Here is a 21,666-nt window from a genome sequence, read left to right as displayed (position 1 = left end):
TGCCCTGCGGGGGATCACGCCAGTACGCTCATCCTGTGAGAACGCGCATCCGTGCCGGCTGGCGCTGGCTTCGAACCGCCATCGCCGAACCCAGCCTGCAGCGCATCGAGGCGATCGCCCTGCTGGCCGCCGCGATCGGCGGTGTGATCGCCGGCCTGCTGGCTCTGCTCACCTTCGCCTTCCGCAGTGTGTCGATCGCCGGCGCCGGATCGATCGGTCAGTTCGCTGCGGCGACGTCGGCCGTGGTGGCCGTCCTGGCCTTCGCCCTCGCGTCCTGGCTCGGGTACCTGCGTACCCGTGAGCGCCCGAAGTTCCTCGATGTGGTCGATGGTGCCGCCCTCGCGCTGGCCTACGCCGTGATCTCCGCGCTGTCGTGGTCGCTCGTCGCTGACATCCTGGCCCGCGGGTTCGTCGATGCCGACGTGTACACGGTGCCCTCCGCACTGATCGCCGCGTCGGTGGCGGCGATCACCGGGTACGTCGTCTTCATCTCGGCCTCGCAGCTCGATCTCACCCAGTTCGCCCTGATCCTCGCCGTGTTCCTGGTGCAGGGGGTGCTGGCCGCCACGCTCTCCGCCGACGATCCGCACTGGTGGCAGGACAACCTGTCTGCGCTGGGCATGGTGGGGGAGACCTCCTCCACACTGTTCAACCTCACGGTGATCGTGGCGGGGATACTGGTGACCGCTCTCGCCCGCTACGCGACGCGGGAGCTCTGGGTGCGCGACCCGCGCGGCACGCGGAACGTGCGTGTCGGGCTGATCGTCATCGGGTGTTGCCTGATGGTGGTCGGCCTGGTGCCGGTGAACGTGTCCTTCCTGGTGCACACCGGCTTCGCGAGCGGAATGCTCGTCGTCTTCGCGGTCATGATCGTGATGATCGGGCGGTGGGTGCCGGGGATCGCACGCTCGTTCGTGGTGCTCGGCTGGACGTTCCTCGCCATCAGCGCGGGGCTCGTGCTGTTCTTCCTGGTGGGTTACTACACGCTGACCGCGGTGGAGATCGTCGCCGGGGCTCTGGTGTTCACCTGGATTCTGCTGCTGATCCGCACCATCGATGCGCTGGTGCGCGACAACGCGCCCGACGCGCCCGACGCGCCCGCGCTGGAGTCACTGGCGTGAACGGTGCCGAGCTCGCTGCGGTGATCACGTCGGCGCTGCGCGCCGAGGCCGACCCCGAGCGCGCCCCCGGGCAGCAGGCCTACATGAAGTCGTCGTTGCCGTTCTTCGGCGTGCCAGTGCCGCGTGCGCGACGGATCACCACGGGGGCGGCGCGGGGCATCCGCGACTCGGGGACGTTGCGGGACGCCGCCGTTCAGCTCTGGGACCACGCAGTGGCGCGCGAGCAGTGGTACGCCGCACTCGCGCTCCTCGCCCTCCGACCGCATCGGGGAGATCTGGCGCTGCTTGCCCTCATCGAGCGGTTCGTGCGAAGCGCGCAGTGGTGGGACGTCACCGATGAGCTCGCGCATCGCGTGGCGGACCTGCTGGACGTGCATCCCGTCGCTGTCTCGGCGTTCGTTCGCGAGTGGATGACGGACGAGAACCTCTGGATGCGCCGGCTCGCGATCCTCAGCCAGCTGGGCCGGAAGGACCGGGTGGATCGGGCACTGCTCACCGAGACCATCGAGGCGAACCTCGGCGATCGCGACTTCTTCATCAGGAAGGCGATCGGGTGGGCGCTACGCGAGGTGGCACGGACCGACCCCGCGGGAGTCCGGCACTTTCTTGACGAGCACCCGGCCCTGAGCCCGTTGAGCGTGCGCGAGGCATCCAAGCACCTCACGCAGTGAGAACGGCGTGTACAAAAGAGCAGCGTGCCGAGGAGGCACTGCGTGCACGGTTGTGATCACAACGGGATCCTCGCCGGGCTGAAACCGACGCAGACTCACCGAATTGCCCCGTGTCGGCTTGCGCGGTGACCTCACGGAGGCCACGATGTTCGCCGGGAGGGGACGCATGAGCGATCACACTGAGGGTTTCTACCGGCACGGACTGAGCCGGATGTCGGGACGCAGCACCACGGAACACGGGCGAGTCGCATCACCGCTGGAGCTGTTGTTCGACCTGGTCTTCGCGGCCGCGTTCGGCGTGCTGGGAACGCAGTTCGCTCACGGCATCGCCATCGATGAGGTGATGCCGGCGCTGGGCGCATTCCTGTTCGGTGGCGCTGCGATCATCTGGGCCTGGATCAACTACTCCTGGTTCGCCTCGGCCTTCGACACCGACGACTGGGCGTTCCGCCTCATGACCATGCTGCAGATGGCGGGGGTCATCGTGCTGGCGATCGGGCTGGCGCCCATGTTCGCGTCGCTCGAGCACGGCCAGCCGATCGACAACCAGGTGATGGTGGCGGGCTACATCGTCATGCGCGTGGCGATGATCGGCCAGTGGCTGCGAGCCGCCAGGAGCTCCGTCCACCGTCGCACGGCGCTGACCTACGTGGTGTGCATCGCGCTGGCGCAGGTCGGCTGGGTCATCGTGGCGTGGGTGCCGATGACGCTGTCCGGCACGCTCATCGCCGCGGCGCTGTGCTGGGTCGTGGAACTGCTCGGCCCGGTCATCGCCGAGCGTCGCTCCGCCACCGGAGGCACCCCCTGGCACCCGCACCACATTTCCGAGCGATACAGCCTGCTCGCCATCATCACCCTCGGCGAGACGGTGATCGGCACGATCGCCGCCGCTCAGGAGGTGACCGCGGAGGAGGGATGGAGTGCGAACTCCATCGTGGTGATCGCCGCGGGCATTGCGATGACCTTCGCCCTGTGGTGGACCTACTTCCTCCTGCCGTCGGCACCGATCCTGGCGGCGCACCGCAGCCGTGCCTTCGTGTGGGGGTACGGACACGCGGTCATCTTCCTCGCGATCGCGGCGGTGGGGGCAAGCCTCCACCTGATCGGGTACGTGTTCGATCCCGAGGTGCACATGCCCACGGTCACGGTCATCACCTCGCTGGCCGTGTCCGTGATCATCTACAGCCTCGCGATCTACGCGATCCACGCCTGGCTCACCCGGGAACCCACGAAGAACATCGCGCTCCAGCTGCCGAGCGTGCTGCTGCCCGCGCTGGCCATCGTGCTCGCGGTCGCCGGACTCCCGCTGTGGCTGTGTCTGCTGGTCGTCCTGGCTGGGCCGGTCGGTGTGGTCCTGGCATACGAGACAGGCGGATGGCGGGGAATCGATGCGCAGTTGCACCGCGCAGTGACGGCGGGCAGCACCACCGGGGCGTAGACTCTTCGCATGGATTTCGCCCGGCTGACCCGTACGAGCGACGACACCGTCGTACTCGCCGTCACCGGCACGCGAACGACCCAGGCCTGAGCGGGCGGGGCGCGCGAGCGTCCGAAGCTGAGTTGCCGACATCCATTGCTAACTGGAGAATCTTCGTGTCTGAGAACCCCCAGCCGTCCTATCCCTGTGACGGATTCGCCCTCTTCACCGATCGTTCCGTCGTCGCCATGCACGTGAACGGGCAGCAGAAGGACCTCGCGACCATCGTCACCGAGACGGACGTCGTGGAGCCGATCACCGTATCGAGCCCGGAGGGTCTGGCGATCCTGCGGCACTCGACGGCGCACGTGCTGGCTCAGGCCGTGCAGAAGCTCAATCCGCAGGTCGATCTGGGCATCGGCCCGCCGATCACCGACGGTTTCTACTACGACTTCGGCGTCGAGAACCCCTTCACCCCTGAAGACCTCAAGGTCATCGACAAGGAGATGCAGCGCATCATCCGCGAGGGACAGCGCTTCGTGCGTCGTGTGGTCACGGAGGACGAGGCGCGCGCGGAGCTGGCCGATCAGCCCTTCAAGCTCGAGCTCATCGGTCTGAAGGGCGGGGGTGCCGAGGGCGCCGACGTCGAGGTCGGCGAGGGCGAACTCACCATCTACGACAACGTCCGCAAGGACGGTGAGGTGGCCTGGAAGGACCTCTGCCGTGGCCCGCATGTGCCCAGCACCCGGATGGTCGGCAACGGCTGGTCGCTCACTCGCACCGCGGCGGCGTACTGGCGCGGCTCGGAGAAGAACCCGCAGCTGCAGCGGATCTACGGCACCGCCTGGCCCACCAAGGACGAGCTGCGCGCCTACCAGGAGCGCCTCGCCGAAGCGGAGCGTCGCGATCACCGCAAGCTCGGTGTCGAGATGGACCTCTTCTCCTTCCCGGACGAAATCGGATCCGGGCTCGCGGTGTTCCACCCCAAGGGCGGAATCATCCGGTACGAGATCGAGGAGAACCTGCGCAAGCACCTGCTGCGCAACGGGTACGACCTCGTGAACAGCCCGCACATCACGAAGAAGGACCTCTTCATGACGTCGGGTCACCTGCAGACCTACGCGGACGGCATGTTCCCCCCGATGCACCTCGACGAGGTCGTCGACGAGGAGGGCAACGTCACCCGCCAGGGCCAGGACTACTACCTCAAGCCGATGAACTGCCCGTTCCACAACCTGGTCTTCCGTGCCCGGGGTCGTTCCTACCGCGAGCTGCCGCTGCGCCTCGCGGAGTTCGGCACCGTCTACCGCTACGAGAAGAGCGGCACGCTGTCCGGGCTCACCCGGGTGCGCGGACTCACCCAGGATGACGCGCACATCTACGTCGCCCAGGACCAGGTGCGCGAGGAGCTCGCCACCAACCTGAACCTGGTGCTGTCGCTGCTGCGCGATTACGGTCTCAACGACTTCTACCTGGAACTGTCGACGAACGAGGAGGGCAACCCGAAGTTCCTGGGTGAGCCCGAGCAGTGGACCACCGCCATCGAGACACTGCGTGAGGTGGCGCTCGAGTCGGGTCTCGAGCTCGTGGCCGATCCGGGCGGAGCGGCCTTCTACGGCCCGAAGATCTCGGTGCAGGCTCGTGACGCCATCGGCCGGACCTGGCAGATGTCGACCATCCAGCTGGACTTCAACCAGCCGGAGCGTTTTGAGCTGGAATACACCGGACCGGACGGTGCCAAGCACCGCCCCGTCATGATCCACCGCGCCCTGCTGGGATCCGTCGAGCGCTTCTTCGCCATCCTGCTCGAGCACTACGCCGGCGACTTCCCGCTGTGGCTGGCCCCGGCACAGGTGGTCGGCGTCCCCGTGGCGGAGCAGTACGCCGACTACCTCGACGAGGTGGTCGCGACGCTCAAGGCCGCGGGCGTGCGTGCGGAGGTCGATCACTCGGATGACCGGATGCAGAAGAAGATCCGTAACCACACCACCGCGAAGGTGCCGCTGATCCTCATCGCCGGCGAGCAGGACCGGGCGGCGGGCACGGTCTCGTTCCGGTTCCGCGACGGCACGCAGCTCAACGGTGTTCCCGTTGCCGACGCGGTTGCTCGCATCTCCCAGGCGATCACCGATCACGCGCGCATCATGACGGAGTCGGATTTCGCATGAGCGATGATGTGGAGCTCGGACTGGCGGCCGACTTCGCCGGTGTTCCCGACGAGTTCCAGCGGCTCTGGGTCCCGCACCGCATGGTGTACATCGAGGCGGGACCCGAGCCGCACGTCGCCGACTGCCCGTTCTGCTATGCCCCCACCCGGCCGGACGAGAAGACGCTGATCGTCCACCGGGGCAAGACCGCGTACGCACTGCTGAATCTCTTCCCCTACAACTCCGGACATCTCCTGGTGTGCCCGTATCGCCACATCGCGATGTACGACGAGGCGACCGAGGAGGAGGTCGCTGAGATCGGATCCATCACTCAGACCGCGATGCGGGTGCTCCGCGACGTGGCGCGCTGCGACGGCTTCAACCTGGGCATGAACCAGGGCGCGATCGCGGGGGCCGGGGTTGGCGGTCACCTGCACCAGCACATCGTGCCGCGATGGGGAGGCGACGCGAACTTCCTCCCGATCATCGCGAAGACCAAGGCTCTGCCGCAGCTGCTCGGCGAGATGCGCGACACGATCGCGCTGGGCTGGCCCGAGGACTGACCTTCCCGCCACCCCCGAGAACCTCGTGCGCGAGGTCTTCGGGCGGTAGATTCGTAGCGCGCGGACGACCCGTGCGAGGACGTCAGGGGGCGCCATGTCAGAGCGTGATCAGACGCCGGGGCAGGAACCGGCATCAGGGCAGAACGGGACGCCGGGGCAGGCGGGGGAGCAGCCGTCTTCCGGGGCCGATCTCAACCCGACCGAGGCTCAGCCGGATGCGCGCCAGGCGTATGCCCCGCAGTCGGAGCCGCAGGTGCAGTCCCAGCCGCAGTCGCAGGTGCCGTCGCAGCCGCAGCCGCAGCCGCAGGTGCAGTCCCGGCCGCAGCCGCGGGTGCAGGCCCAGTCGCAGGTACCGTCCCCGCCGCAGGCGCAGCCGGAGCCGCAGGTGCCGTCCCAGCCGCAGTCTTCGTGGTCGGCCTCCGCTTCGATGAACGCGCCGGCGCTTTCTCAGTCGCCACACCAGCCGCCGCCCGCGGGGCAGCCTCAGCCCGGTTCAGCGCACGGATATCCGGCGTCCCCTCAGCAGGCACCGTCCGGTCCGGGGCACCCGACGGAGGGATTCGGGCAGGCGCACGCAGCTCCGGGGTATCCCCAGGCTCCGGTCCAGGGTCAGGGATACCCGTCTCAAGGTCAGGGATACCCGTCCCAGGGGCAGGGATACCCGCCCCAGGGGCAGGGATATCCGCCCCAGGGGCAGGGATACCCGTCTCGCCCGCCGCAGGGCCAGGTGCAGCGTCAGGCGCACCCACCGCAGACCCCGGTGCAGGCTGCGGGATACCTGTCGCGCCCGCCGCAGGGTCAGGCGTCTCCAGCCCAGGGCTATCCGCAGGCGTCGGTACCGGGGTATCCGCAGGCTTCGGGCCCGGGATACTCGCAGGCTCCCGCACCGGGGTATCCGCAGGCGCCTGCACCGGGCTATCCGCCGTCTTCCGGCCCGGGGCACTCGCCGGCTTCCGGCCCGGGGTATGCGTCGGTCGTGGCCAGTGCGTCCGGTGCGCTGGCAGCACGCTCCCGCCGCATGGTGTGGCCGTGGCTGGTGGGTGGCGGCGCGGTGCTCGTCGTCGCTCTGATTGCCGTCTTCACTATTCCGCCACTGCTGGCCACGCCCGGTCAGCCCATCGCGGCGACCCCCTCTGCTTCACCGCTGCGAAGCGAACCGTCTCCGGCCACACCGAGTGACCCCGCGAATACACCGACGACGTCGGAGCCGGATCCGACGGCGACCGCGGGTGACCTGGAGGGGGTGTTCGCGGAACGCGACGCCTTCTTCGCCGCCCAGCAGCAGCCGATGGACGGGTCCGAGCTCACGCCGAAGACCGCGGAGCAGAAGGCGTTCATCGCCGATCAGACGGCGTGGGTCGAGCAGAACGGCGGTGCCGTGACGTCCCAGGCGGTGAGCATCTGGCTGGCGCTGGCCATCGACGGATGCGAGACCGCCATCCTGAACGCACATGACGTCGATTCCTCGATCTTTGCCATGCATGTGAGCACCTCGCCCCTGATCAGCACTCTGGTGGCTCAGTCCGAGAACCCGGACGCGGAGGCGAACCTCGCTCAGACCATGGTGTTCGGAATGGGGTACATCTGCCCGAGCGACGGGGAGCAGTGGTCGGCTCTGTGGGACGAAGCCTACGGCGGATGATCAGTGCAGTACGGCCAGCAGGACGCCGACCGCGATGAAGAGAGCGCCGAAGATCCGGTTGAGGGTGCGCTGCCCGCGCGCCGTGCGCGTGAAGCGCCGGAAGCCCTGAGCGGCGACGGCGAAGAACCCCCACATCACGGCGATGTCGACGACGACGCAGGTGACCGCGACGATCACATACTGCGGCAGCTGGGGGAGGTCGGGCTTGACGAACTGCGGCAGGAAGGCGAGGAAGAACACGATCGCCTTCGGGTTGAGCAGATTCACCCACAGGCCGCGGCGGAACATCGCCCACCGCGACTCCGTCCGCGCTGCGGCGGGCGTCTCCGCCGCATCGTCCGCGGGGTCCGGCTCGACCTTCGCCAGAATCTGCCGGATCCCGAGGTAGACGAGGTAGGCGGCACCGGCGTAGCGGATGATGGCGAAGGCGATCGGGGACGAGGCGACCAGGAGCCCGACGCCGGCGGCGACGATCGCGATATGGATGACGAGCGCAGCCTGCTGTCCGAGGATTCCCCAGATCGCGCGACGGTGCCCGTGGTTCAGGGCGTTTCCCATCGTATTGATGGCGCCGGCGCCCGGAGTGAAACTGATGACCAGACAGGCCAGCAGCAGGGTGATCCACAGCGAGAGCTGCACGTCGGGGTCCGTTCAGCTCGCCGCAGCGATGGCTGAGACGAGATCGGAGATGAGTGCAGCTCGCTCATCGCGATCGAGCTCGTGCACCGTGAGACGGAGGTGGTGCGACGGCGCGTCGGGCACGAGGCGGAACTCGTCCCCCGTGCGCGCCAGCCAGCCGCGGCGCATCAGCTGCTCGGCCGCCGCGCGAGCGGGCACCGGAAGGGGGAGCCAGACGTTCAGCCCGTCCGACGCGGCCACCGGAAGACCGGCGGACACCGCAGCATCGGCGAAGGCGCTGTTGCGAGCGGCGTAGTGGGCGGCTGCGGCGTGGATCTCGGCGAGAACGTCGGGATTCGTCACCAGCCCCACCACCAGCCGCTGGAGGATGTGGCTCACCCAGGTGGTTCCCGGGCTGAGACGCAGGCCCAGACGCGCGGCCGTGTCCGGATCTGAGGCGGTGACGGCCAGGCACATGTCGGGGCCGAGGAACTTCGACATGGAGCGGACGAGGGCGAAACGGCGATGTCCTGGTCCGATCAGTGACTCATAGGGCGTGCGAGACAGCATCGAGAAGTGGTCGTCCTCGACGATCAGCACATAAGGATGATCTGCCAGCACGGCGCGCAGAGCGGCAGCACGGTCGGGGGAGAGACTCGCCCCCGTGGGGTTCTGAGCCCGGGGCGTGACCACGATGGCCCGGACGCCCGCGTCCAGGGCTGCACGCAATCCCGAGACGGTCATCCCTTCATCGTCTACGGGCACCGCGATGGCGCGGTAGCCGCCGAGGCGCACGGTGTGAATGCTGGCGAGGAAGCACGGGTCCTCCAGGGCGACGGCGTCGTCACGCACGAGGGCCTGGGCGAGCAGGCGTTCCACGGCATCCACCGCCCCGCTCGTGATGGTGAGTGCGAAATCGCTGGGCTGCAGGTCGGATCCCATCCACTCGCGCGCCCAGCGTTCGAGATCGGGATCGACCACGGCTTCGCCGTACAGGATCGGGCGACCGACCGCGTGTGCGAGGGCGTGTGACGGGTCGGGGATGCGGCCCGGGTCGGGGTTTCCCGACCCGATGTCACGCAGCACGCTGTCGGGCGCGAATCCCTCCTGAGCGGAACGTGCGGTGCCGGTGACGCGAGTGCCCGCCCGGCCACGAGACTCCACGAGTCCGCCGCCAGCCAGCTGGCGGTAGGCCGCGACGACCGTGTTGCGGTTCATTCCGAGGAGGTCAGCGAGCGCCCGCACCGGGGGGAGCGCGACGCCGGGAGCGAGCGTCCCGCGCTCGATGAGCGTGCGCAGCTCGTCTGCGAGCTCGGCTGCCGTGGTTCCCTGCAGGCCGCTGAAGTGGTCGTCCATCGGCTCGATCCTATCGTCCGGCCACCATCGACGTATTGGCCTAGGTCAAAACGTGTATTGTCTTGATCGTGCGGCGAGAGGCGCCGCGAGAGGAGCCCCCATGACCGAGAATCGCACGGCAACCACTCGCGTGAAGCGAGGTCTCGCCGAGATGCTGAAGGGCGGCGTCATCATGGACGTCGTCACCGCGGAGCAGGCCCGCATCGCGGAGGACGCCGGCGCGAGCGCGGTCATGGCGCTGGAGCGGGTGCCGGCCGACATCCGGGCCCAGGGCGGGGTGGCACGCATGAGCGATCCCGACCTGATCACCGACATCCAGGCGGCCGTGTCGATCCCCGTGATGGCGAAGGCCCGTATCGGTCACTTCGTGGAGGCGCAGGTGCTCCAGAGCCTCGGCGTGGACTACGTCGACGAGTCGGAGGTGCTCTCGCCGGCCGACTACGTCAATCACATCGACAAGTGGAACTTCGAGGTGCCCTTCGTGTGCGGTGCCACCAATCTGGGTGAGGCGCTGCGTCGCATCACCGAAGGCGCCGCCATGATCCGCTCGAAGGGCGAAGCAGGAACCGGAGACGTTTCGGAGGCGACGCGTCACATCCGCACGATCACCGCGGAGATCAACGCGCTGAAGGCCAAGACCACTGACGAGCTGTACGTCGCCGCCAAGGAACTGCAGGCCCCGTACGACCTGGTGCGCGAGGTCGCGGAGACCGGGTCGCTTCCCGTCGTCATGTTCGTCGCCGGAGGCGTGGCCACGCCGGCCGACGCCGCGATGATGATGCAGCTCGGCGCGGATGGCGTGTTCGTGGGCTCCGGCATCTTCAAGTCCGGTAACCCCGCTGCGCGCGCGGCCGCCATCGTGAAGGCCACGACCTCGTTCGAAGACGCCGCCCTCATTGCACAGGTGTCCCGCGGCCTCGGTGAGGCGATGGTCGGCATCAACGTCGCGGACGTGCCCGCACCGCATCGTTTGGCCGAGCGCGGCTGGTGAAGCGGGAGACGCGATGACCACCATCGGGGTGCTGGCCCTGCAGGGTGGCGTGCGCGAGCACGCGACGATGCTGCAGGGACTCGGAGCGACGGTCCGTCTCGTCAAGAAGGCGAGCGATCTGACGGGGCTCGACGGGCTGGTGATCCCCGGTGGGGAATCGAGCGTGATCGACCGGCTAGCCCGGTCCCTCGGGCTGGCCGATCCGCTCCGTCTCGCGATCCGCTCCGGTCTTCCGGCGCTCGGCACTTGTGCTGGCCTCATCCTCTTGGCCGAGCAGGTGGAGAATCCGGCACCGGGTCAGCAGACGTTCGGCGGCCTGGACGTGACCGTGCGTCGTAACGCGTTCGGGTCGCAGCGGGATTCGTTCGACGCATCGATCCCCGTCGCGGGAGTCGAGGGGGAGGTCGACGTCTCGTTCATCCGCGCACCCATCGTCGTCTCCCACGCTCCGTCGGTGGAGGTCATCGCGCGCACGCGCGGTGCCATCGTCGGGGTTCGCCAGGGATCGGTGACCGGGCTGTCCTTCCATCCGGAGGTCACCGGCGATGATCGGATCCATCGGCAGTTCCTCGCGGGGATCGCGAACCGCGGCGGTTAGCGTGTGAGGATGCGACTTTCCATCGGATCCGTGGACGTCAGCGCCAGCGGCGGCCGCATGCAGCTCGTCGGGCGCCGTGGTGAGGGGTGGCAGCAGATCGCCGAGTCGCCGATCACGCTGGCCGAAGCCCTCATCCGCCTGCGGCGCGACCGAGATCTGGACGCTCATGCCGACCCGCTGGCCCACGATTCGGTTGTGTCGGGGGAGGAGAACGCCCCGCGGTTCCGGACCGGGGAGAGCATCCTGTGGCGCTACGACCGCTACATCGAGGCCGTACGAGTGATCCGCGACGACGAAAGAGCGCTCGTGGTGTGGATCCCGTCCGGCTCCGCACGGCTGGAGGCGGCTCCGGCGGACGGGAGGCGGGTGCGGGACGTTCCCATCGACGAGCGCTTCAGCGTGCCGTGGCGGATGCAGGAGTCCACCTGGCGCGGACCGGGGGTGGTGCGCGTGGCGCCGACCGGCATGCCGTGGTCGCTGTGGTTCTTCCGCGGAGCGGACGGCTCGGCCGATGGCGTATATGTCAACCTCGAGCTCCCGCACCGTCGCGCGGTGGACGACGACGGGACCGGCGCAGTGTTCACCCGCGACCTGGTGCTGGACCTCTGGATCGACGCGGAGCACGTCGGCACCGAAGACGTCTGGCTGAAGGATGCGGACGAACTCGTGGAGGCCGTGCAGCAGGGCAGGTTCACCCCGGAACAGGCGGACGCGGTGCGCGCTCTCGCCGATCTCGCGCACGAGCAGTTCATCGCGGACGGCGCGTGGCCCCTGGACGAGGGATGGGGGATCTGGGTCCCGGACGTCGAGATGGATGTGCCGGTCCGGCTCCCCGAATCGGCCTCGATCGCGGCGGCGCGAGCGCGATCGGGGCGCACCAGCGGCGAGGGCTGAAGCGGGTTCCGCAGGTCGGGACTCGAAAACGCGTAGACTTGAGGGCGCAAAACGCGCGAAACGAGCGGGAGACATATGTCAGGGCATTCCAAGTGGGCCACCACCAAGCACAAGAAGGCCGTCATTGACGCGCGTCGTGCGAAGTCGTGGGCCAAGCTCATCAAGAACATCGAGGTCGCGGCGAAGCTCGGCGGAGCCGACCTCGCCGGTAACCCGACACTGTTCGACGCCGTCCTCAAGGCGAAGAAGACCTCGGTCCCGAAGGACAACATCGACCGCGCCATCAAGCGCGGCGCCGGGATCGGCGGCGAATCGGTCGAGTACACCTCGATCATGTACGAGGGCTACGGCCCCAACGGCGTGGCGCTTCTCATCGAGTGTCTGACCGACAACAAGAACCGTGCCGCAGCCGAGGTGCGCACGGCCATGTCGCGCAACGGCGGAAACATGGCCGACCCGGGCTCTGTCGCATACAACTTCTCGCGCAAGGGCGTGATCGTGGTTCCTGCCGAGGGCACCACCGAGGATGACGTGATGATGGCGGCGCTGGAGGCCGGTGCCGAGGAGGTCACCAACGAGGGCGACACCTTCGAGGTCATCACCGAGGCGACCGATCTGGTCGCCACCCGCACCGCGCTGCAGGAGGCCGGCATCGAGTACGACTCGGCCGATGCGGCGTTCGTCCCGAACCTCAAGGTCGAGATCGACGCGGAGACCGCCCGCAAGGTGTTCCGCCTGATCGACGCTCTGGAGGACAGCGACGACGTGCAGAACGTCTACAGCAACTTCGACCTCTCCGCAGAGGTCCAGGCCGAGCTCGAATCCGACGAGGACTGAGCCACGCACAGGACGAAGCCCGCATCCTCCGAAAGGATGCGGGCTTCGTCGTTTTCCGTGTCGTCGGCGGTGCGGAGCGCGCCTCGTGGTGGGCGGCGTAGCGTGGACGGGTGTCTGGACTGCGCGTACTCGGAATCGACCCCGGCCTCACCCGCTGCGGCGTCGGCGTCGTCGATGTCGCTCGCGACCGCTCCGCGCGCCTGGTGCACGTGGGGGTGGTCCGTTCCTCCCCGGATGAGCAGCCCGGAATGCGCCTGGCCCGAATCGCCGCGGGCATCCGGGAGGTGCTCGATGCGCATCGGCCCGACGTGGTGGCCGTCGAGCGTGTGTTCGCTCAGCAGAACCGATCCACGGTGATGGGCACAGCGCAGGCCTCGGGGGTGGCTCTCATGCTGGCGGCCGAACGAGGGCTGCCCACGGCCACGCACACGCCGAGCGAGGTCAAAGCAGCCATCACCGGCTACGGCTCTGCGGACAAGCTGCAGGTGCAGACCATGGTGGCACGGGTCCTCCGCCTGGATGCGCTGCCACAGCCGGCCGATGCCGCTGACGCACTCGCCATTGCCCTGTGCCATGCCTGGCGCGGGGGCCCGGTGGCCGCGGGCGCACCGGAGCGTGCGCTCACTCCGGCTCAGCGTGCCTGGGCCGAGGCCGAGAAGCGCAGCCGCCGATAGGCGGGGGAGTGTCGCTCGAAACTTTGTACGATGCCCCCGCTAGGGTGGGATGGTGATCTCCTCCCTGCGTGGCGCCGTGCTCCACATCGGCTCCGAATCTCTCGTCGTCGAGGTGGGCGGCGTCGGCTTCTCGGTGGCGGTGCCGCCGGATGTCGCCCGCACGACCCATCGCGGCGACACGATTGCGCTGCACACCCACCTCGTGGTGCGCGAAGATGCGCTGAGCCTGTTCGGCTTCGCCACGCGCGAGGAACTGGAACTGTTCACGATCTTGATCGGCGTCACCGGCGTGGGTCCGAAGTCAGCGCTCGGCATCCTCTCGGCACTGACGGTCGACCAGATCGCGATCGCCGTGGCGAACGACGACGACGCCCCATTCCGGAAGGTTTCCGGCATCGGCCCGAAGACGGCGAAGCTCATCTCGGTGCAGCTGGCGGGCAAGATCGCCCCGCCGTCCCCGGTAGCTGTGGTGGGAGGCGCCGTCGCGCCCGATGTCACCACGCAGGTCGTCGCCGCGCTCACGGGTCTCGGGTGGAACGAGCGCACAGCCGCGGATGCGGTGGCGCAGGTCGCCGGCTCCGCCACGGAGTCGGAGCGCTCCAACGTGCAGGCGCTGCTGCGGCGGACTCTGGCCGCTCTCGGACCGGGAGCGGCCCGTGGCTGACGAATTCCCGCTGGATGCGGCACCACAGGACGCCACCGAACTCGCGATCGAGGGTGCACTGCGGCCGCAGTCGCTTGAGGCGTTCATCGGTCAGCAGAAGGTCCGCGACCAGCTGCAGCTCCTCCTGGAGGCCGCGCGCATCCAGCAGCGGTCGGCCGACCACATCCTGATGTCGGGCCCTCCCGGGCTCGGCAAGACCACGCTGGCCATGATCATCGCGCACGAGAGCGGCCGGCCATTGCGCATGTCGAGCGGACCCGCGATCCAGCATGCCGGTGACCTGGCGGCCCTGCTCTCGAGCCTCATGCCGGGAGAGGTGCTCTTCATCGATGAGATCCACCGCATGGCACGCTCCGCGGAAGAGATGCTGTACCTCGCGATGGAGGACTTCCGGATCGACATCATGGTGGGCAAGGGTGCCGGAGCCACCAGCATCCCGCTGGAGCTCGCACCGTTCACTCTCGTGGGAGCGACCACGAGATCGGGAATGCTCCCCAACCCACTGCGTGACCGCTTCGGTTTCACGGCGCATCTCGAGTACTACGACGCCGCCGAGCTGGAACAGGTCGTCGAGCGATCGGCGCTGGTGCTCGGCGTCGAGCTGTCGAGTCAGGCGCTCGGGGAGATCGCCCGCCGCTCCCGTGGCACCCCGCGTATCGCCAACCGTCTGCTGCGCCGTGTGCGTGACTATCTTCTGGTGAACTCCGACACCGCGGACGTCGCCGCCGTCCGCGCGGCGCTCGAGCTCTACGACGTCGACCCGATCGGCCTGGACCGGCTCGACCGCGCGGTCCTCGACATGCTGGTGCGGCGCTTCCGTGGTGGCCCGGTGGGCTTGAACACCCTCGCGGTGGCCGCGGGGGAGGAGCCCGACACCATCGAAAGCGTCGTGGAGCCGTATCTCGTGCGCATCGGGTTCATGGGACGCACGCCCCGTGGCCGCATCGCCACGCCGGAGGCCTATGTGCACCTCGGCATCCCGCATGCCGACGTGGCGCTGAGATTCGATGACTTGTGATCCCGTGGGTGAGTTTGTGATTTCGTGGAGGACCCGCCTGTCTGTACCTGGGTATGCCGCATGCCGACGTGGCGCTGAGATTCGATGACTTGTGATCCCCTGGGTGAGTTTGTGATTTCGTGGAGCACACGCCTGTCTGCACCTCGGCATCCCGCATGCCGACGTGGCGCTGAGATTCGATGACCTATAATCGCTGAAGACCTCCGGGTCTCCTCTTCGCGCCTCGCGCACCCCACCCCGAAAGGTTGTCTGCCTCATGCCCATGGACATTCTTCTGCTCGTCGTCCTTGCGGCGCTCGTCGTCTTCATGTTCTGGAACTCGCGCAAGCGCATGAAGAAGATGAAGGAGGAGCAGGAGGCCAAGGCGCGTCAGACCGTTCCCGGCGTCGAGGTGATGCTCAACGGCGGCATCTTCGGCACCATCGTCAGCTACAACGCAGACGACCTGGACGAGCCTGCCCAGATCGAGGTCGCGCCCGGCGTCGTCATCCGCGTCCACACGCAGGCGATCGCGCGCATCATCACGCCCTCCGACGTCGAGCCCGACGAGACTGCTGAGGTGGAGCACTACGAGGACGTCGAGGTCCCGGACGACGCCTCCTCGCTGACCCCGCCCGCCGCCGACGGCGAAGACGCTCCGCGCATCGAGACCGCTGAGGAGACGCGCCGCCGTCTCGAAGGCAACGACAAGCACTGATTCCGCCGCCTCAACGACTGAGGCGTTTCGAGAAAGCTGACCCGACTCCGTGGCCACATCAACGCCCGTCCGGCACGCATGGCGTGCACTGATCGGACTCCTCGCCATCATCGCCGTATTGTTCGGCATCAACTCGCTGGGCGTCTACGCCTTCGAGAAGAGCTCGTGGACGCCTGAGCTCGCGCTGGACCTCCAGGGCGGTACGCAGGTGATCCTCAAGGCCAACACCGAAAGCGGTGAGCCGAGCTCCGAGCAGATGAACCAGGCCGTGACGATCATCCGCCAGCGTGTCGACGCGTCCGGTGTGGGTGAGGCCGAGGTGACCACCGAGGGCAACTCGAACATCGTGGTGGCCGTGCCCGGCAAGCTCGATGACGCGCAGCGGGCCCGTATCGAATCGAGCGCGCAGATGGAGCTCCGCTCCGTGCTGCTCGCCACCGGCGCCGCAACGACCTCCATCGGTGAGGACGGCAAGGCAACGCCCGATCCGGCCGACCCCACGCTGGAGGCGACGCCGACGGCCTCGCCGACCGACGGCTCCGACAACAGCTGGATCACGCCGAAGCTGCAGGCCGAGTTCCTCGCGTACGACTGCTCCAAGCCGGCCGACCTCTCGAACGCGCCGAAGGACCAGCCGCTGGTCACCTGCGACGTGGCCGACAAGGACGATCCGGTCGCGGTCGCCCAGCAGCAGAAGTACATCCTCGGACCGGTGGAGCTCACCGGAAACGAGATCACCGACGCCAGCAACGGCTACGACCAGCAGCGCGGTCTCTGGATCGTCCAGCTGAACTTCAACGGCGACGGCGCCAGCAAGTTCGCCGAGGTGAGCAAGCGTCTGTACGGATACACCACCGCGGGCGACACTCAGCGCAACCGCTTCGCCTTCGTGGTCGACGGTGAAGTGATCTCGGCTCCCACGATGAACGGAATCATCTCCGACGGCCGCCCCCAGATCTCGGGCACCTTCACCCAGGAGACCTCCAAAGTCCTCGCCGACCAGCTGAAGTTCGGTGCGCTGCCGCTGTCGTTCAGCGTCCAGTCGAACCAGGTCATTTCGGCCACGCTCGGCACGCAGCAGCTGCAGATCGGCCTGATCGCCGCCCTCATCGGTCTCGGCCTCGTCGCGCTGTACTCCCTGCTGTCCTACCGCGCTCTCGGCTTCGTGATCATCGCATCGCTGGCCGTGATGGCCGTGATCACCTACATCGTGCTGTGCATCCTGGCCTGGCGCATGGGCTTCCGCCTCTCGCTGGCCGGTGTGGCGGGTCTGATCGTCACGATCGGATTCACAGCGGACTCGTTCATCGTCTACTTCGAACGCATCCGAGACGAGCTGCGAGACGGCAAGTCCGTCACCGCCGCCGTGGAGGACGGCTGGGACCGCGCCAAGCGGACCATCTACATCTCGAAGTCGATCAACATCCTCTGCGCCGTGGTGCTGTACATCCTCGCCGACGCCACGGTGAAGGGCTTCGCGTTCACGCTCGGTCTGACCACTCTGATCGACATCCTGATCTTCGTGCTCTTTACGCACCCCGTCATGCAACTGCTGGCCCGCACCCGGTTCTTCGGCAACGGTCACACCCTTTCGGGCATGAACTCCGAGGCGCTGGGCGCCGTGTACGCGGGACGCGCGCAGTTCAAGGCGGTTGAGACCACCACCTCCGTGCGTGGCAAGGCCGCGCGCGACGCGAAGAGCAGGGGTGAGGCCGCGCGCCGGCAGACCATCGCCGAACGCAAGCAAGCGGAGGCGCTCGCCGCCCGAAACGGCTCCGACTCGAAGGGAGGCGACGCCTGATGGCCTCGATGAACCAGCTCGGTAACGATCTCTACACCGGCAAGACCAGCGTCCCCTTCGTCGGCAAGCGGAACCTGTGGTTCCTGGTCGCCGGACTCCTGGTGCTGGCGTCCATCCTCGTGGTGTTCATCCGTCCGCCGCAGTTCTCGATGGAGTTCACCGGTGGCACGCAGTTCACCGTCAGCGGAGTGGCCGCCGAGAACCTCGACCAGGCCAAGGCCACCGAGGCGGTTCACTCCATCGCGGGTGACGTGGCCACGAAGGTCACCACCGTCGGATCGGACGGAATCCGTGTCCAGACAGAGGCGATTGATGCGGAGACCACCGACGGCTCGTCCCCGGTGAACCAGATCAGCGCCGCGCTGGCGACTGCCTACGGAGTGGACGCCGGAGAGGTGTCCTCCTCGACGGTCGGCGCGAGCTGGGGTGCGGACGTCACGCGTCAGTCGTTGTGGGGCCTGGGCATCTTCCTCGCCCTCGCCTTCGTGATCCTCGCCCTCTACTTCCGTACGTGGAAGATGTCGGCCGCGGCGATCATCGGTCTGCTCGACGTGCTCGTGATCACCTTCGGCGTGTACGCGCTGTGCGGCTTCGAGATCTCGCCCGCGGCCGTGATCGGCTTCCTGACCATCCTCGGCTACTCGCTCTACGACACCACCGTCGTGTTCGACAAGATCCGGGAAACCACATCCGAGCAGGGATCGGCCTCGCACCGCACGTTCGGCGAGTCGGTGAACCTCGGTGTGAACCAGACGCTGATCCGCTCCATCAACACCTCGGTGGTGGCGGTCCTCCCGGTGGCTGCGATTCTCTTCATCGGTGCTCTTGGCCTCGGCGCACAGACGCTCGCCGACATCTCACTGTCGATCACGGTGGGAATCATCGTGGCGGCGTACTCGACGCTGTTCGTGGCTGCGCCGCTGTACTCGCTGTTCCGCGAGAACGAGCCCAAGATCAAGTCGCACGACGCGAAGGTGGCCCGCGCGCGGGAGCGCGACGCAGACGTCGCCTGATCGATACACAGCACTGCCTACGGCGTGCGCGGCTGCAGCCGCGCACGCCGTAGGATTATCTGAACGCAGCAGGAGGTGAGCAGGTGACTGAGACGCTTCCCCCTGCATCGCATCAGCCGGGCAGCCTTCGATGGATGGTTCCCCGCATCTTCTCCCGGTCGGTCCGTCGTGACGACCTCGAGCATCTGCTGCGTACGGTGCGATCACATCATCCGCGCGGAGACCTCACGATCGTCGAGCGCGCCTACACGACCGCCACGAAGTGGCATGAGGGCCAGAAGCGGCAGAGCGGCGAGCCATACATCACGCACCCCGTGGCCGTGGCGCAGATCCTCGCCGAGCTCGGCCTCGGGCCCCGCGCCGTCGCGGCTGGCCTGCTGCACGACACCGTTGAGGACACCGGCTACAGCCTGGAGCAGCTGACCGCCGACTTCGGTGACGAGGTGGCCCTCCTCGTGGACGGCGTCACCAAGCTCGACAAGGTGAAGTACGGCGACGCCGCGCAGGCTGAGACCGTCCGCAAGATGATCGTGGCGATGTCCAAGGACATCCGGGTGCTCATGATCAAGCTGGCAGACCGCCTGCACAACGCGCGCACGTGGGGGTTCGTCCCGCCGGAGAAGGCCGCCAAAAAGGCGACCGAGACCCTGGAGATCTACGCACCGCTGGCACACCGCCTCGGAATGCAAACGGTGAAGAGCGAACTCGAAGACCTCTCGTTCGCCGTCCTGCACCCCAAGGTGTACGCGGAGATCGAGGGCCTGGTCAAACAGCGCACGCCGCAGCGTGAACAGTATGTGCGTCAGGTGATCGCCGCGGTCGATGAGGACCTGCGCGGTCTGCGCATCAAGGGCAAGGTCATGGGCCGGCCCAAGCAGATGTATTCGATCTATCAGAAGATGATCGTTCGCGGCCGCGACTTCGACGACATCTACGACCTCATCGGCATCCGTGTGCTGGTGGGTACGGTGCGTGACTGCTACGCGGTGCTCGGCGCGATCCACGCCCGTTGGACTCCGCTTCCCGGCCGTTTCAAGGACTACATCGCCACGCCGAAGTTCAACCTGTATCAGTCGCTGCACACCACGGTGATCGGCCCGGGTGGCCGTACGGTGGAGATCCAGATCCGTACCCACGAGATGCACGAGCAGGCCGAGTTCGGCGTCGCCGCGCACTGGGCGTACAAGGAGCGGATGAGCGGCGGCAAGGGTGATGTCAAGGCGAGCGACGCCGACATGGCCTGGATCAAGCGGATCTCGGACTGGGAGGCCGAGACCGCCGATCCGGGCGAGTTCCTGGACTCGCTGCGGTTCGAGATCGGTGCCAAGGAGGTCTACGTCTTCACGCCGAAGGGGCGCGTGATCGGCCTGCCCGCCGGTGCCACGCCGGTCGACTTCGCGTACGCCGTGCACACCGAGATCGGCAATCGCACGATGGGTGCGAAGGTCAACGGGCGCCTCGTCCCGCTCGAGTCTGAACTGCACTCCGGCGATGTGGTCGAGGTCTTCACATCCAAGAACCCCGACGCCGGGCCGAGCCAGGACTGGCTGACCTTCGTCAAGTCTTCCCGCGCGCGCAACAAGATCCGCGGCTGGTTCACGAAGGAGCGGCGCGAGGAGGCGATCGAACAGGGCAAGGAGGCGATCGCCCGCGCGATGCGGCGCCAGAATCTTCCCCTGCAGCGCCTGATGAACCAGGAGTCGTTCGCCGAGGTCGCGCGCCTCATGCGCTACGAGGACGTGTCCGCGCTCTATGCCGCCGTCGGTGAGGGGCACATCTCCACGCAGTCCGTGCTGGAGAAGGTGACGGCGCTCATCAACGCCGACGACACCACCACCGGGCCCATCGAGCTCCCCACCGTGGGGCGCCACCACCGCGCACCGCGTAACGCCGATTCCGGCGTCCTCGTGCGCGGCGCCCCGGACATCCTCGTGAAGCTGTCCAAGTGCTGTACGCCGGTTCCGGGAGACCAGATCGTGGGATTCGTCACGCGCGGCAGCGGCGTCAGCGTCCACCGGGCCGACTGCACCAACGTGAAGTCCCTCATGGCCGACAAGGACCGTCTCATCGAGGTGGAGTGGGCACCGACGACGAAGAGCGTCTTCCGGGTGCAGATCCAGGTGGAGGCTCTCGATCGCTCCGGGCTGCTCTCCGACGTCACCCGCGTGCTCAGCGAGCACCACGTGAACATCTTGTCGGCCACGGTGCAGACCACCACGGAGCGTCTGGCGCTCAGCCGGTTCCAGTTCGAGATGGGCGATATCGTGCACCTCGATCGGGTGCTGAACGCGGTTCGGCGCATCGACGGCGTGTACGACGTGTACCGCGTGACCTCGGGCTGACCCGATCGACGTGACCTCGCGCTGACCCGATCGGCGTGACCCGATCGGCGCTCAGGCCGCGTGGCGGAGCAGCGCGCGAGCCGCGCGGATGCCGGGCCGGTGAGCGTGGGTGTCCAGCCAGGTGACCGCGGCGTGCAGCGCCGACGGGTACTCGGCGACAAGAGCCGTGAACGCAGGATCCTCCGGCGCCTCGCGTGCGAGGTCTGCGATGGTCCGGGCGACGGAGGACACCGCGACGTCGCCGAAGACGTCGAGGTCTGCGGACGGGATGCGAACATCGCGATAGGACAGGCGACGTGAGGGGATGATCTTGCCTCGTCGCGCGCTGCGTCGCTGCACCTCCAGTCGTACCGGGGGAGTGTCGATCACACCGTGCACCCATGCCGCGGTCCTCAGCGTGGCGGCGAGGTCGGATCCGAGCACCGGCGCCAGAGAACGAGCCCGCATCCAGGAGGTCTCCGGAACATCCGCGGGGATGTAGCCCTCGCCCACGGCGACGAGGTGACCGTCCAGGCAGGCCGCGCTGAGTTCTGCGGTGCTCAGATCGTCGCCGGGGAAATAGTGGAACCGTGGCATGTCCCGAGTGTGGCGGGCGAACGCGT

At 67.7% G+C, this 21,666-nt stretch carries 20 protein-coding genes; 17 read left to right on the top strand and 3 right to left on the bottom strand.

What is annotated here, in order from left to right:
* Nucleotides 1–35: 35 nt before the first annotated feature.
* From LQ566_RS03690 to LQ566_RS03665, 6 genes are all read left to right on the top strand, one after another.
* Nucleotides 36–1,121, top strand: coding sequence for a DUF998 domain-containing protein (locus LQ566_RS03690; RefSeq protein WP_231090240.1), 1,086 nt, complete (start codon nt 36–38; stop codon nt 1,119–1,121).
* Nucleotides 1,118–1,792, top strand: a complete 675-nt coding sequence (locus LQ566_RS03685; protein ID WP_231090239.1) for a DNA alkylation repair protein — start codon at nt 1,118–1,120, stop codon at nt 1,790–1,792. The genes LQ566_RS03690 and LQ566_RS03685 overlap by 4 nt, the downstream gene beginning before the upstream one ends.
* 166 nt (nt 1,793–1,958) lie before the next feature.
* A complete protein-coding gene (locus tag LQ566_RS03680; protein ID WP_231090238.1) occupies nt 1,959–3,230 on the top strand; it encodes a low temperature requirement protein A in 1,272 nt (423 codons plus the stop codon).
* Nucleotides 3,231–3,457: 227 nt separating this feature from the next.
* Nucleotides 3,458–5,377: a threonine--tRNA ligase gene (gene thrS / locus LQ566_RS03675; RefSeq protein ID WP_231091368.1), complete on the top strand. Its 1,920-nt coding sequence runs from the start codon at nt 3,458–3,460 to the stop codon at nt 5,375–5,377.
* On the top strand, nt 5,374–5,919 hold the full coding sequence (locus LQ566_RS03670) for an HIT family protein (protein WP_231090237.1): 546 nt from the start codon (nt 5,374–5,376) through the stop codon (nt 5,917–5,919). The genes thrS and LQ566_RS03670 overlap by 4 nt, the downstream gene beginning before the upstream one ends.
* A 94-nt stretch (nt 5,920–6,013) precedes the next feature.
* Nucleotides 6,014–7,561: a PAT1 family protein gene (locus LQ566_RS03665; protein WP_231090236.1), complete on the top strand. Its 1,548-nt coding sequence runs from the start codon at nt 6,014–6,016 to the stop codon at nt 7,559–7,561.
* On the opposite strand, the gene LQ566_RS03660 is transcribed toward LQ566_RS03665, so the two are convergent.
* Both LQ566_RS03660 and LQ566_RS03655 read right to left on the bottom strand, forming a co-directional pair.
* Complete coding sequence (locus LQ566_RS03660) at nt 7,562–8,200, bottom strand: LysE family transporter (RefSeq protein ID WP_231090235.1); 639 nt, start codon at nt 8,198–8,200, stop codon at nt 7,562–7,564.
* Between the two features lie 12 nt (nt 8,201–8,212).
* Nucleotides 8,213–9,535, bottom strand: coding sequence for an aminotransferase class I/II-fold pyridoxal phosphate-dependent enzyme (locus LQ566_RS03655; protein ID WP_231090234.1), 1,323 nt, complete (start codon nt 9,533–9,535; stop codon nt 8,213–8,215).
* 100 nt (nt 9,536–9,635) lie between these two features.
* Here LQ566_RS03655 and pdxS point away from each other — a divergent pair, with 100 nt between their 5' ends.
* The 11 genes from pdxS (at nt 9,636) to LQ566_RS03600 (ending at nt 21,064) form a co-directional block, all read left to right on the top strand.
* On the top strand, nt 9,636–10,526 hold the full coding sequence (gene pdxS, locus LQ566_RS03650; RefSeq protein ID WP_231090233.1) for a pyridoxal 5'-phosphate synthase lyase subunit PdxS: 891 nt from the start codon (nt 9,636–9,638) through the stop codon (nt 10,524–10,526).
* Nucleotides 10,527–10,539: 13 nt separating this feature from the next.
* Nucleotides 10,540–11,124: a pyridoxal 5'-phosphate synthase glutaminase subunit PdxT gene (pdxT, locus tag LQ566_RS03645; protein ID WP_231090232.1), complete on the top strand. Its 585-nt coding sequence runs from the start codon at nt 10,540–10,542 to the stop codon at nt 11,122–11,124.
* A 9-nt stretch (nt 11,125–11,133) separates the two neighbouring features.
* Entirely contained in the window at nt 11,134–12,018 is an 885-nt protein-coding gene (locus tag LQ566_RS03640; protein ID WP_231090231.1) for a ribonuclease FAU-1 family protein, read from the top strand.
* Nucleotides 12,019–12,093: 75 nt separating this feature from the next.
* Complete coding sequence (locus LQ566_RS03635) at nt 12,094–12,855, top strand: YebC/PmpR family DNA-binding transcriptional regulator (RefSeq protein WP_231090230.1); 762 nt, start codon at nt 12,094–12,096, stop codon at nt 12,853–12,855.
* Between the two features lie 110 nt (nt 12,856–12,965).
* Entirely contained in the window at nt 12,966–13,529 is a 564-nt protein-coding gene (ruvC, locus tag LQ566_RS03630; protein ID WP_231090229.1) for a crossover junction endodeoxyribonuclease RuvC, read from the top strand.
* Between the two features lie 52 nt (nt 13,530–13,581).
* Nucleotides 13,582–14,193, top strand: a complete 612-nt coding sequence (gene ruvA, locus LQ566_RS03625; protein ID WP_231090228.1) for a Holliday junction branch migration protein RuvA — start codon at nt 13,582–13,584, stop codon at nt 14,191–14,193.
* Nucleotides 14,186–15,211 carry a Holliday junction branch migration DNA helicase RuvB gene (gene ruvB / locus LQ566_RS03620; protein WP_231090227.1) on the top strand — a complete coding sequence of 342 codons (1,026 nt, stop codon included), beginning with the start codon at nt 14,186–14,188 and terminating at the stop codon, nt 15,209–15,211. Before ruvA ends, ruvB begins: the two co-directional genes overlap by 8 nt.
* A gap of 256 nt (nt 15,212–15,467) precedes the next feature.
* Nucleotides 15,468–15,908 carry a preprotein translocase subunit YajC gene (locus LQ566_RS03615; RefSeq protein WP_308070510.1) on the top strand — a complete coding sequence of 147 codons (441 nt, stop codon included), beginning with the start codon at nt 15,468–15,470 and terminating at the stop codon, nt 15,906–15,908.
* A gap of 49 nt (nt 15,909–15,957) precedes the next feature.
* Nucleotides 15,958–17,709, top strand: coding sequence for a protein translocase subunit SecD (gene secD / locus LQ566_RS03610; protein WP_231090226.1), 1,752 nt, complete (start codon nt 15,958–15,960; stop codon nt 17,707–17,709).
* Nucleotides 17,709–18,722 (top strand): protein translocase subunit SecF, encoded by a 1,014-nt coding sequence (secF, locus tag LQ566_RS03605; RefSeq protein WP_231090225.1) that lies wholly within the window; start codon nt 17,709–17,711, stop codon nt 18,720–18,722. The genes secD and secF overlap by 1 nt, the downstream gene beginning before the upstream one ends.
* Before the next feature lie 134 nt (nt 18,723–18,856).
* On the top strand, nt 18,857–21,064 hold the full coding sequence (locus tag LQ566_RS03600; RefSeq protein WP_231090224.1) for a RelA/SpoT family protein: 2,208 nt from the start codon (nt 18,857–18,859) through the stop codon (nt 21,062–21,064).
* Between the two features lie 51 nt (nt 21,065–21,115).
* Here the strand turns inward: LQ566_RS03600 and LQ566_RS03595 are convergent, their stop codons facing one another.
* Nucleotides 21,116–21,640, bottom strand: coding sequence for a type IV toxin-antitoxin system AbiEi family antitoxin (locus LQ566_RS03595; protein ID WP_231090223.1), 525 nt, complete (start codon nt 21,638–21,640; stop codon nt 21,116–21,118).
* Between the last annotated feature and the right edge of the window lie 26 nt (nt 21,641–21,666).

Origin of the sequence: Microbacterium nymphoidis (assembly GCF_021044885.1) — a bacterium.
In the GTDB taxonomy this organism is placed as follows: domain Bacteria; phylum Actinomycetota; class Actinomycetes; order Actinomycetales; family Microbacteriaceae; genus Microbacterium; species Microbacterium nymphoidis.
The sequence above is the reverse complement of the archived record's forward strand: the minus strand, read 5'-3'. Positions and strand labels throughout refer to the sequence as shown.